A 12,472-nucleotide genomic window follows, 5' to 3' on the forward strand; every position below is an offset into this window, starting at 1 on the left:
AACCCTTTCGGCATGAAGCTGCAAAAAAGAAAAAGGTGCCGCATTCAAATCGGCACCTTTTTCTTTAATTGTTTTCAAGCAGCGATTGGATTGTGTCTAAAAGTTTTTCGGTCTGCACTTCTATGACTTCACCGGTTTTTCGATTCTTTACTTCGACAATTCCATCCATCGCCTTTTTGCCAACAGTCACCCGTACTGGGATGCCAATCAAATCAGAATCGGCAAATTTCACCCCAGGGCGTTCCTGGCGGTCGTCGAACAGAATCTCAAATTGCTGGCCAATCGATTCATATAACTCTTCAGAAAGACTGGCTTGAGCCTCATCCTTCATATTCACCGCAATAAGGTGTACATGATAGGGAGCAACCGCTGAAGGCCATATTATGCCTCTGTCGTCATTGAACTGCTCGGCTATAGCAGAAAGTGTCCTCGATACCCCAATACCGTAACAGCCCATAATCATCGGCTTTGATTTGCCGCCTTCATCCAGATAGAATGCTTCCATCGCTTCGCTGTAACGGGTTCCAAGTTTAAAGACATGGCCGACTTCAATTCCCTTTGCAAAAAGAATGTTGCCCTGGCCGTCTGGAGAAGGATCTCCTTCTTGTATGAAACGAATATCCGCGTAGCGGGTAACTTCAAAGTCGGTGCCCGGATTCACGTTTATAAAATGATAATCCTCTTCGTTCGCGCCGCAAACCCCGTTGACAATTGCTTCGATTGCATGGTCCGCAATGATTTCTACATTTGAAACGCCGACCGGCCCCACTGAACCAACTTCACAGCCCAGGATTTCCTTCGTCTCTCCAGCTTCTGCAAGTTCGACAGTGCTGGCCTCGAAGAGATTTTTAAGTTTGATATCATTTGCTTCATGATCGCCCCGGACCAATACGAGTACTTGGCGTCCGTCAACTTTAAATAACAGTGATTTAATGCATTGGTTCTCATTTACATTCAAGTACTCAGAAACCTCGGCAATTGTCTTCTTGTTTTCAGTCTTTACCTTTTCTATTTTTTGTTGAGCTTCCCCGCTTTTAACATATGTAGCTGTAACAGGTGCCATTTCAATATTAGCTGCATATGAGGAGGTATCCGAATAGGCAATCGTATCTTCGCCGATGTCTGACAAAACCATAAATTCATGTGTATCCTTCCCGCCCATAGCTCCGGAGTCTGCTATGACAGCTCGGTAATTAAGGCCGCACCGTGAAAAAATAGTTGAGTAGGCCTTAAAAATCCTATCATATACTTCATCAAGGCTTTCTTTACTCGAATGAAAGGAATAAGCATCCTTCATGATAAACTCCCGTCCCCGAAGCAATCCAAACCGTGGACGTTTTTCATCACGGAATTTTGTTTGGATTTGATATAGAGTCAAGGGGAGCCGCTTGTAGGACTTCACTTCATCCCTGACAAGGCTTGTAATGACTTCTTCATGAGTCGGGCCCAGTGCGAACTCCCGGTGATGGCGGTCATGGAGCCTCATGAGTTCCGGCCCATACGATTGCCAGCGCCCCGATTCCTGCCATAGCTCTGCCTGCTGTAGAGCTGGCATGAGGAGCTCAACCCCACCGGCTTTGTCCATTTCTTCCCGGACAATGGATTCTATTTTTGTTAATACTCGTTTAGCCAGGGGCAAATAGCTATAAATTCCACTGGCGTTCTGCCGAATGAAACCGGCCCTAAGCAGAAGCTTATGGCTTTTTACATCCGCATCCGCAGGCACTTCCCTTAATGTAGGGATCAAGGTCATACTTTGCTTCACTTTTTTCGCCTCCAACATTCTTTATCTAAACTTGCCTAAACATAAATCGTTTGCATATGTATGCCGGCGGAAAGGGTTCCCGCCGGCGACTTTTCAAATAATTAACAATCGTTTCCAGGAAAATCGCTGCTTAAACCTTTATAGGAAAAACCTTTGGATGTCGTTCCACGTTACGACGAGCATGAGGAGCATGAGAAGGGCGAATCCGATAAAATGGACCATTCCTTCTTTTTGCTTGTCTACCGGCTTTCCTCTCAAAGCCTCAACAGCAAAGAACATTAGTCGACCTCCATCGAGAGCCGGAAATGGCAGAAGGTTCATAATACCAAGGTTAATACTTAGAATGGCAGCCCATTTCATTAAATAATAAACGCCTGATTTTGCAACAGTGTCTGTTGAAACATAAATGCCCACCGGGCCGCTCAGCATATTGATCGAAAATTGTCCCGTGACAAGCTTACCGAGCATAACAAAGATTTCCTTAGTCCAGAATACTGTTTCTTCAAAACCATAACTTAGCGCGCGCAATGGTGATTTTTCAACCGGGCTGTAAACGCCAATGATCCCAATCTTTTCTCCTTCAGCTTCTCGTGCCTGTGGGGTAACGAGGATTTCCCTTTCCTTGCCGTCACGTTCAACGATAAAATTGACTTCCTTTTCCGGGTTTTTCCGGACAACTTCCACGACATCAGTCCAACTGGAAATTTCCGATCCGGATATACTTTGAACAACGTCCCCTTCTTTTAGGCCTGCTTGCAGTGCCGCTCCATCTGGAGTAATCTTTCCGAGCTTTGGTTCATTGGAAGGGACGCCCTGGACAAGAGCTAGGATTAGAAAAATGAAAAACGCTAGAACAAAGTTCATCATTGGCCCGGCAAAAATGGCCAGCGTCCTTTGCCACAGTGTTTTGGAACCGAACTGGCGGTTATAGGGAGCTATTTGGTTTTCAACCCCGTTTTCAATTGTTACCGCATCTGGGTTAACTAAGAATGCCCGAAGCGTCTCTTCTTCATCCTCGGGATAACCTTTAATAACAAGGGTACGGTCAAGGTCGGCATGCTCGACTTCAACAATTCTTGCATCAGGATATTTATCCTTATTATTCAATATGATCTTTTCGACTTTTCCGTCAGGACTTGACAGCAGGCCAATCCGATATCCCGGTTTAATATCAACCGCTTCAGCATCTTCACCAGCCATCCTTACATACCCGCCTATCGGGAGGAGACGGATCGTATAGAGCGTTTCTCCTTTTTTATGGCTGAAAACCTTCGGGCCCATGCCAATGGCAAACTCTCTGCAAAGGATTCCCGCCCTTTTCGCGAAAATAAAATGCCCTAATTCATGAAAGAAGACGAGCGCCCCGAATATGATGATGAACGCAATGACTGTACTCATAAGACCTACCACCTTTTTTTAAGAGTCCCGAAAGAACTTCCGGGGTTTGTCTTGCTTAAGGGTAATTACGGGCACAGCCTTTATACTTTAGGCTGAGCACTATCCCGCCAATTGTCTAGGCAAGTAGCGATTGGACGTATTGCCTTGTTCTTTTGTCGGTTTCCAGAATTGCTTCCAAATCTGGCTCTTTTATTAGGCTATGGGTCTCCAAAGCACGTTCTACCAGGTCATCTATTTCAAGGAAACGGATACGGCCATCAAGGAATGCAGCAACCGCAATCTCATTTGCCGCATTTAATACTGTTGGGGCGGAACCACCCTCTCTGCCAGCTTCATACGCCAATTGCAGGCAGCGGAACCGCTCAAAATCCATTTCTTGAAAATGCAATTTCCCTGCCTCGGCAAGGTTTAGTCTTTTTGCCGACTCAAGTGGCATTCTGTCCGGATATGTCAACGCATATTGAATTGGTACCCTCATATCAGGGCTCCCCAATTGCGCGATAATACTTGAGTCATGGAACTCAACCATTGAATGGATAATGCTCTCCCGGTGCAGGAGAACACTGATTTTTTCATATGGAAGTGAAAATAGCCAATGCGCCTCTATGACCTCCAGGCCTTTATTCATCATTGTAGCAGAGTCGATTGTTATTTTTGCTCCCATTGACCAATTTGGATGGTTAAGGGCATCCTCAACCGCGACATCAGCCAATTCTTCTCGGGTTCGGTCCCGGAAGCTTCCTCCTGATGCAGTAATAATCAGCCTTTCAATGTTTTTATCATTCTCACCCTGTAAGCATTGAAAAATGGCTGAATGCTCACTATCGACCGGCAACAGGCTGACCCCTTTCATTTTAGCGGCGCTCATAACGAGATGTCCCGCGGTAACAAGCGTTTCTTTGTTTGCAAGCGCGATTGTTTTTCCGCATTTAATCGCTTCCAGTGTCGGCTTGAGGCCAACACTGCCAACAACCGCATTTAAGACGATCTCCGCCTGTTCGTGAGTTGCTGTTCCAGAAAGGCCTTCTTCTCCATACGAAAAAGTGATTCCTGGATATTCACTTCGGAGTTTTTCCGCATCTTCCTTCTCCTGCATTGATACAAACGCGGGCTTGAATTCTTCGATAATTTTTCTGGCCAGTCCGATATTCCGGCCTGCCGAAAAGGCGACAAGATTGAATGATTCCGGATTTGACCGAAGGATATCCAAGGTTTGAATGCCGATTGATCCTGTGGCACCCATTAAACTAATTTTCTTCATTAATTAATCTCTCCTAAAGCTTTCCGCAGGTTAAATGCAGCTTGGCGGGACTAAATCAGCTGAAATATATGAATTAAGGGCCAGACAAACAAGAGGCTGTCAAAACGGTCTAGAATACCCCCGTGGCCAGGAAGGATGTTGCCTGAATCTTTAATATGATAATTTCTCTTGAAAGCTGATTCCGCCAGGTCGCCAAGTTGTCCAAATACAGACAAAAAAGCAGTCACTATAAGCAGTTTAACGGCGGGTACACCCAAATCACTAAAGACGACAAAGCCTATTGCGACCAGCAGTGCACACATAATTCCTCCCAAAAAGCCTTCTACCGTTTTATTTGGGCTGATTTCAGGCCAGAGCTTCCTTTTGCCTTTGGCCCTGCCGACAAAATAAGCTCCTGAGTCAGTAGCCCACATGATGAACAGGGAATAAAAGAGCCATGAGAGCCCGCCAGCGTTTCTTGTTTCCATAAAAAAGTAAAAGCCAGCGCCTACATAGGCAACGGCCATTGCTAAAAATGACGCATCATCAAATGTAAAGCGGTTTTTAGAGGCAACAGTATATGCCAAAAGGAGCAGGACTGCTATAACGGCTATGTCCTGTTTTCCATAGCCAAAGCGCCCAATCCATTCAGTATAGTCTGGCGGCAAAATCAGAAGCCACAACGTAACGAGGGACACAATTCCGGGAAAGGAAGCCAGGTTTAATTTCTTCATTTTTACAAGTTCATAAAAGCCGGCACTTGCAAGCAAGTATGCCAGCAGGATAAGCGGCCTACCACCAATAATGACAATCGGCAGGAATAGGGCCGCTGCCACGACTGCTGTTATAATTCTTTGCTTCATATTTCTTCAGGCAAATAGCCCCCAATAAAACTCTAGAAAAAGGGAATATTGCCTTTCCTCCTTTACATTTTGGCTATGTTAAATATGGCTGTTGATTTCCACTCCGGGGACACGCTTTCCGCGGGGCGTCAGTGGAGCCTCCTCGGCGCTAAAAGCGCCTGCGAGGTCTCCACCTTGCCGCTTCATCCCGCCGGAGTCGGTCCCCTCCGCTCCAATCAACGTAGTTGAAAATCAAGAACCCTTTAACACAGCCAACTTTTTAAAAAGTCGGGCCGGCCCACTTGCAGGCTCATTCAATCAGTCACACTAAGAACCTTGTATTCCGCCAAATCTTCTTTGCCGGTTCTGAAAGGTTTCGACAGCATTAAGGAGATGTTCTTCATTGAAATCCGGCCATAATACATCCGTAAACCAAAATTCAGTATAAGCGAGCTGCCAAAGCATAAAATTACTCAACCGTATTTCTCCGCTCGTACGGATAAGCAAATCGGGATCTGCCAGCTTGGATGACATCAAGTAAGAAGAAAAAGCTTCCTCATTCAGACTATTAGCATCCATTATACCACTCTGACAGTCTTTTAAGACATGCCTGACTGCATCTAGTATCTCAGCCCTGCTCCCGTAATTCAATGCAAAATTCAAGACTAGCCCGGTATTGTTCTTTGTCTCTTCACTCGCTTTATTTATGGCCCTTAAAGTATGGACCGGCAGATTTTCCTGATATCCCATCATTTCGACCCGGACATTTTCTTCAATGAGCTCCGGAAGAAAGGACCCAAGAAACTCTTCCGGAAGCTGCATAAGATAGTCTACTTCCATTTTAGGCCTTTTCCAGTTTTCTGTTGAAAAGGCATAAAGGGTCAAAGCACCGATTCCAAGTTCGTTAGCTAGCCGGGTAATTTTCCTGACAACTTTCATACCCTCATGGTGTCCAGCGACTCGCGGCATCGCCCTTTTTTTTGCCCAGCGGCCGTTTCCATCCATGATAATTGCAATATGGGAAGGAACACCCGCTTTTTTTACAGATTCTATCCTATCTCGGAGAGAGGAAGAGGAATTTTGGGGTTTCCAGCGTTTTAATTTATTGAACATTATCTTACTCCTCCAATTCAATGGATCTTCCCTCCGAAAAAGGGTAAACATTTTGCAGAGAAGGACGCTTCCACTTTTCTTTTTGTCTAGCTGCCAGATGCCAAGGTGCTCCTGCGCCAGCTTATTCGGGGAAGCTTCGTTCAGCTCGGCGCAAAGCTGCAATGAAGTTTCTCAGGAAGCAGCTTGCCTTCGCTTTTCTATTTGGCTAGCTGCGGCGCTAAACGGACGCCTTCGCTTTTCTATGTATATTTTATGGATGTTTTTATCATACCAAAAATGCATCAAGATATCTCTTTAAAGATGCATGAAAACTGTTTTTCAGTGCTTTCAAGTGAAAAAACCCCGTAAAGGGGCTTTTAACGTACTGAATTGGAGATTATACTTCCATGATTTCCTTTTCTTTATCCTTTGTAATTTGATCCACCTTGCTGATATGATCATCTGTCAGCTTTTGGATATCTTCGGAATAACCGCGTAAATCATCTTCTGTAATTTCACCGTTTTTCTCCAGCTTTTTCAGTTCATCATTGGCATCACGGCGAATATTCCGAACGGCGATCTTTGCATCTTCAGCTTCTTTTTTCACAAGCTTTACAAGCTCTTTCCGTCTCTCTTCGGTCAATTGCGGAACAGCGATGCGGATAAGAGAACCATCATTCGTCGGATTAAGTCCTAAATCTGATTTCTGAATCGCTTTTTCAATATCCCCTAGGATGCTCTTGTCATAAGGCTGAATCACTAGCAACCTTGCTTCTGGCGTACTGATTCCGGCTAGTTGGTTAACAGGTGTAGGAGCACCATAATAGTCTACTGTGATACGGTCCAGAAGTGAAGCGCTGGCCCTTCCTGCCCTGATTGTTGCCAGTTCACGGGAGTATGCTTGAATCGCTTTTTCCATTTTTTCCTTTGTATTGCTGATGACCTGTTTCGGCATTATTATTTCCCCCTAACAATAGTTCCGATTTTTTCGCCCATCACGGCACGTTTGATATTGCCTTTATCCATAATAGAGAAAACAATTAATGGGATATCGTTATCCATGCACAGCGAAGATGCTGTTGAGTCCATAACGGCAAGCCCTTCCTTTAAAACATCTAGATATGAGAGATGCTCATACTTCGTGGCGTTTTTATCATGGCGCGGATCAGCAGAATACACTCCATCCACATTATTCTTAGCCATCAGGATGACATCTGCCTCGATTTCAGCCGCCCTAAGCGCAGCGGTTGTGTCTGTAGAAAAATAAGGATTGCCTGTACCAGCTGCAAAAATGACAGCCCGCTTCTTTTCAAGATGGCGGATTGCTCGGCGACGGATATAAGGTTCGGCAACTTGGCGCATTTCAATTGAGGTCTGTACACGGGTTTCTATGCCGAGTTGCTCAAGGCTGTCCTGGAGGGCAAGGGAATTCATGACTGTGGCAAGCATACCCATATAATCGGCGGTTGCACGGTCCATTCCCATTTCACTGCCGATTTTCCCTCTCCAAATGTTTCCACCCCCAACAACGACCGCAACCTCGACTCCCAGCTCGGCTACTTCCTTAACTTGTTCAGCAATGGATTTAATAACAGCAGGATTGATTCCGAAGCCTGCTTCGCCAGCAAGGGCCTCACCACTTAATTTCAAGACAACTCGTTTGTATATCGGACTGCTCATAAAAACCTCCTATGTAGTTTGAGGCCATTGTATGCCACTAATTAGGGACCCAGCCCGGGTTAAAACCCAGGCTGTTTGTCCTAAGTTAATCATATCTTTAAAAATAGGGAACACTCCGTGTTCCCTATCCATTTAAAACAGTTGCAAACGCCTTATTTTTTATTAACCTGGCTCATAACTTCTTCAGCGAAATTATCTTCGCGCTTTTCGATGCCTTCGCCTACTCCGTAGCGAATGAATTCACGTACTGTAGCGCCTTTGGATTCAACGAACTGGCGAACTTTTTGATCCGGATTTTTAACAAATGTCTGGTCAAGAAGGCAAACATCTTCAAAATACTTTCCAAGGCGGCCTTCAACCATTTTTGCTACGATCTTCTCAGGTTTGCCTTCATTTAGGGCCTGCTGAGTAAGAACTTGGCGCTCGCGTTCGATTTCTTCGGCAGAAACCTCATCGCGGGAAACGTATTTCGGGTTAAGCGCAGCAACATGCATGGCAACATCTTTTGCAACGCTCTCGTCCGTTGATCCTTCAAGAACAGTTAGAACCGCAATGCGTCCGCCCATATGGAGGTAAGCTCCAAATGCGTCGTTGTCGCCTTTTGTTTTGATTTCAAAGCGGCGAAGGGTAAGCTTTTCACCAATTTTAGCAATTGCAGCATTAATATGCTCTTCAACGGATTGGCCATTGCCCATTTTTTGTCCTACTGCTTCTTCAACAGTAGAAGGCTTGTTGTTAAGAAGGTGGGAAGCAAGCTCTTCAACAAGTGCCTGGAAACCTTCATTCTTAGCAACGAAGTCTGTTTCAGAGTTCACTTCAAGAATGACTGCTTCGTTTCCTTCCACTTTAATGGAAGCAAGGCCTTCCGCAGCAATACGGTCACCTTTCTTGGCAGCCTTAGCAATTCCTTTTTCACGAAGAAAATCAACTGCCTTCTCCATATCCCCATTCATTTCCTGAAGCGCATTTTTGCAGTCAAGCATGCCAGCACCTGTTTTTTCTCGAAGTTCTTTTACCATTTGCGCCGTAATAGCCATTAATATTTCCTCCTTTTAATCTATGTACATAAGGTTCAATCGTAATTGCGGCCTCTGTGCAGATTTTCACTCTATTATCATAGCCGGCCTGGGCCAATCTAAACCTGATTTCCACTTTAAAAAAAGGTGATAAAGGGGTTCCCTCTAATCACCTTTTTGTTTTCATACGTAGATGAATAATCCGTTAAGCTTGTTCTGCGGGTACAGCTGTTTCTTCACCTTGTTTCGCTTCAAGGATCGCATCAGCCATTTTGCCTGTTAGAAGCTTTACAGCACGGATAGCGTCATCGTTTGCAGGGATGACAACATCGATTTCATCCGGATCACAGTTTGTATCAACAATACCTACGATCGGAATGTTCAATTTGCGTGCTTCTGCAACAGCAATGCGCTCTTTGCGAGGGTCAATGATGAACAATGCATCTGGAAGAGTCTTCATATCCTTAATACCGCCAAGGAATTTCTCAAGACGATCTTGCTCTTTTTTCAATTGAACAACTTCTTTTTTAGGTAGGACGTCAAAAGTACCGTCTTCTGCCATTTTTTCGATATTTTTCAGACGCGCGATACGCTTTTGGATGGTTTCGAAGTTTGTCAATGTTCCGCCCAACCAGCGTTGGTTAACGTAGAACATACCAGAGCGAGTTGCTTCTTCTTTAACAGAATCCTGGGCCTGCTTTTTTGTGCCTACGAACAGCATAGTTCCGCCCTGGCCAGCAAGCTCCTTAACGAAATTGTAAGCTTCTTCAACCTTCTTAACAGTTTTTTGAAGGTCGATAATGTAGATGCCGTTCCTTTCAGTGAAGATGTATTTCTTCATCTTAGGGTTCCAACGGCGTGTCTGGTGACCAAAGTGTACACCAGCTTCGAGCAGTTGTTTCATAGAAATGACTGACATGTTTTTTCCTCCTAATGGTTTGTTTTCCTCCGCCAGCTTCAGTTTCAGCGGGAACCGGACCAGCCGGCACCATCCGCTTGAATCAGCAGGCGTGTGTGATTAACACCATGTAGTAATATAGCATAAGTAGATTTGACAATCAAGAAATACCTCAGAAAAAAGCGTTTTTTATTCTTTTTGAAAAAAACACCTGCCGGTTGGCCGGCAGGCGGGTGATAATTAATTTGAACGCAGTTTGTCAAGTTCAACTAAAAATTTATCGTTCAGAACTTTAATGTAAGTACCTTTCATTCCGAGGGAACGGGATTCGATTACCCCGGCGCTTTCAAGCTTTCTCAAGGCGTTTACAATGACGGAGCGAGTAATACCGACGCGGTCGGCGATTTTGGAAGCAACAAGAAGGCCTTCGGTACCGTTCAGCTCTTCAAAAATATGCTCAATCGCTTCAAGCTCACTGTAGGAAAGGGAGCTGATCGCCATTTGGACAACAGCTTTGCTCCTTGCTTCCTCTTCAATTTCTTCCGCTTTTTCACGGAGAATTTCCATACCGACAACAGTTGCGCCATATTCGCCAAGAATCAGGTCATCATCTTGGAACTTCTCATGGAGCCTTGCAAGAATCAATGTTCCAAGGCGCTCCCCGCCACCAATAATCGGAACAATGGTTGTAAGGCCTTCGCGGAAAAGGTCCTTGTTTTCAACTGGGAAAGCAGTGTACTCACTTTCAACATCGAGGTTAGAAGATGTTTCCTTAATGTTAAACAGGCCATTTGTATATTCCTCAGGGAATTGGCGGTCTTCAAGCATTTTTTTCATCCGCTCGTTTTCAATTTGCTGGTTGATGGCAAAACCTAGCAGTTTCCCTCTGCGGCTGACAACAAAAACATTTGCTTCGATGACCTCGCTCAATGTTTCGGACATTTCCTTAAAGTTAACTGGTTTTCCTGCTGCTTTTTGAAGAAGCGCATTGATCTTCCTCGTTTTTGATAATAAATCCATTTTCTATTCCTCCTATTAGCTGCATCCATTACTTCGTTTAATTGAATAAAATTTTAAATGTATATAAGAATTTACCCTTTGAAAAACGCTGTAAACAGCGCATTAAAGGATAAACTGGCTTAAGTCCTTATTACGGGAAATCGGCCCTAGTTTTTCCTCAACATATTGCGGAGTGATTGTGATTTTTTCGAGGTTGATATCCGGAGCTTCGTAGGACAGATCCTCGAGAAGCTTTTCCATAATTGTGTGCAGCCGCCTCGCACCGATATTATCGGTATTTTGATTCACTTCAAAGGCAACCTCGGCAATCTTTTGAATAGCTTCGTCAGAAAATTCAATTTGTATACCTTCCGTCTCAAGTAATGCAATATATTGTTTTATTAAAGCGTTGTCCGGTTCAACAAGGATTTTGTAAAAATCATCGACTGTCAGTTTGCCCAGCTCCACACGAATTGGAAACCGGCCCTGCAGCTCCGGAATTAAGTCTGATGGCTTAGCCATGTGGAACGCCCCGGCAGCGATAAATAGGACATGATCTGTTTTGACCGGTCCGTATTTTGTTACCACTGTAGAACCTTCTACAATTGGCAGAATATCACGCTGAACTCCTTCCCGGGAAACATCAGCAGAAGACCCTCCTGTGTTCCGGCTGGCAATCTTATCGATTTCATCAATAAAGATGATCCCCGACTGTTCTGCTCGGAAGACAGCCTCCTGGGTTACCTCATCCATGTCAACCATCTTGGCGGCTTCTTCATTTGTCAGAACCACTCTCGCTTCTCTGACCGTTAGCTTCCTGCGCTTAAGCTTTTTCGGCATGAAACTGCTCAGTGCATCCTGCATATTCATACCCATTTGTTCCATTCCAGACCCCTGAAGCATATCGAACATGGATGGCGTTTGTTCCTCTACTTCCACACTGACAATTTCATTTTCCAGTTCCCCATTCGCCAGCTTTTCCTTTATCACAGCTCTTTTTTGCTTGACTGAATACTCCTCGGAAGCCGTCGTTTCCGTTTCCGGTTCCGGCTCAGCATTTCCGCCAAACAGCATTTCAAGCGGATTTTTGTAATTGGTCTGTTTTTTTGCGGTCGGTACGAGCAAATCAATCAGCCTGCGGTTGGCAGCTTCCTCCGCCCGCCCTTTCACTCTCTGGATTTTCTCTGCTTTTACAATTCTGGCAGCAGTTTCAACAAGGTCGCGGACCATTGATTCGACATCCCTGCCCACATAGCCGACCTCAGTGAATTTCGTTGCCTCTACTTTAATGAAAGGAGCACCAGTAATTTTTGCAATTCTGCGAGCTATTTCGGTTTTTCCTACCCCAGTCGGACCAATCATAAGGATATTTTTCGGAATGATTTCATCCCGTAACCTTTCGTCCAGACGCTCCCTGCGGTATCTGTTCCTAAGAGCCACAGCAACAGCTTTTTTTGCTTCTTTTTGGCCAATTATATACTGGTCAAGCTTTTCAACTATCTGGCGGGGGGTTAAATTTGCTGCGTTTGTCATTTTTGCATT

12 protein-coding genes are annotated in these 12,472 nt (G+C 44.8%); all 12 read right to left on the reverse strand.

All coding sequences use genetic code 11. The features are described from left to right. Nucleotides 1–64: 64 nt before the first annotated feature. Nucleotides 65–1,765, reverse strand: a complete 1,701-nt coding sequence (locus D1B31_RS16940) for a proline--tRNA ligase (RefSeq protein ID WP_118922584.1) — start codon at nt 1,763–1,765, stop codon at nt 65–67. 138 nt (nt 1,766–1,903) lie between these two features. Beyond that, nucleotides 1,904–3,163, reverse strand: a complete 1,260-nt coding sequence (gene rseP / locus D1B31_RS16945) for an RIP metalloprotease RseP (protein ID WP_118922586.1) — start codon at nt 3,161–3,163, stop codon at nt 1,904–1,906. Between the two features lie 115 nt (nt 3,164–3,278). Next, nucleotides 3,279–4,424, reverse strand: coding sequence for a 1-deoxy-D-xylulose-5-phosphate reductoisomerase (dxr, locus tag D1B31_RS16950; RefSeq protein WP_118922588.1), 1,146 nt, complete (start codon nt 4,422–4,424; stop codon nt 3,279–3,281). A 50-nt stretch (nt 4,425–4,474) separates the two neighbouring features. Beyond that, nucleotides 4,475–5,266, reverse strand: coding sequence for a phosphatidate cytidylyltransferase (locus D1B31_RS16955; RefSeq protein WP_118922590.1), 792 nt, complete (start codon nt 5,264–5,266; stop codon nt 4,475–4,477). 78 nt (nt 5,267–5,344) lie between these two features. Next, nucleotides 5,345–5,485, reverse strand: a complete 141-nt coding sequence (locus tag D1B31_RS24740; protein ID WP_204563041.1) for a hypothetical protein — start codon at nt 5,483–5,485, stop codon at nt 5,345–5,347. A gap of 87 nt (nt 5,486–5,572) precedes the next feature. Next, complete coding sequence (locus tag D1B31_RS16960) at nt 5,573–6,358, reverse strand: isoprenyl transferase (RefSeq protein WP_118922889.1); 786 nt, start codon at nt 6,356–6,358, stop codon at nt 5,573–5,575. A 376-nt stretch (nt 6,359–6,734) separates the two neighbouring features. Further along, nucleotides 6,735–7,292: a ribosome recycling factor gene (gene frr, locus D1B31_RS16965; protein ID WP_118922592.1), complete on the reverse strand. Its 558-nt coding sequence runs from the start codon at nt 7,290–7,292 to the stop codon at nt 6,735–6,737. 2 nt (nt 7,293–7,294) lie between these two features. Beyond that, entirely contained in the window at nt 7,295–8,017 is a 723-nt protein-coding gene (pyrH, locus tag D1B31_RS16970; protein WP_118922594.1) for a UMP kinase, read from the reverse strand. Between the two features lie 152 nt (nt 8,018–8,169). Further along, the gene (tsf, locus tag D1B31_RS16975) at nt 8,170–9,054 is read right to left on the reverse strand and encodes a translation elongation factor Ts (protein ID WP_118922596.1); all 885 of its coding nucleotides are present in this window, start codon (nt 9,052–9,054) and stop codon (nt 8,170–8,172) included. A 184-nt stretch (nt 9,055–9,238) separates the two neighbouring features. Then, a complete protein-coding gene (gene rpsB, locus D1B31_RS16980) occupies nt 9,239–9,952 on the reverse strand; it encodes a 30S ribosomal protein S2 (protein WP_118922598.1) in 714 nt (237 codons plus the stop codon). A gap of 219 nt (nt 9,953–10,171) precedes the next feature. Beyond that, on the reverse strand, nt 10,172–10,951 hold the full coding sequence (gene codY, locus D1B31_RS16985) for a GTP-sensing pleiotropic transcriptional regulator CodY (RefSeq protein ID WP_118922600.1): 780 nt from the start codon (nt 10,949–10,951) through the stop codon (nt 10,172–10,174). Nucleotides 10,952–11,053: 102 nt separating this feature from the next. Further along, nucleotides 11,054–12,463: an HslU--HslV peptidase ATPase subunit gene (gene hslU / locus D1B31_RS16990; protein WP_118922602.1), complete on the reverse strand. Its 1,410-nt coding sequence runs from the start codon at nt 12,461–12,463 to the stop codon at nt 11,054–11,056. Between the last annotated feature and the right edge of the window lie 9 nt (nt 12,464–12,472).

This window comes from Neobacillus notoginsengisoli (assembly GCF_003515685.1).
In the GTDB taxonomy this organism is placed as follows: Bacteria; Bacillota; Bacilli; order Bacillales; family Cytobacillaceae; genus Bacillus_D; species Bacillus_D notoginsengisoli.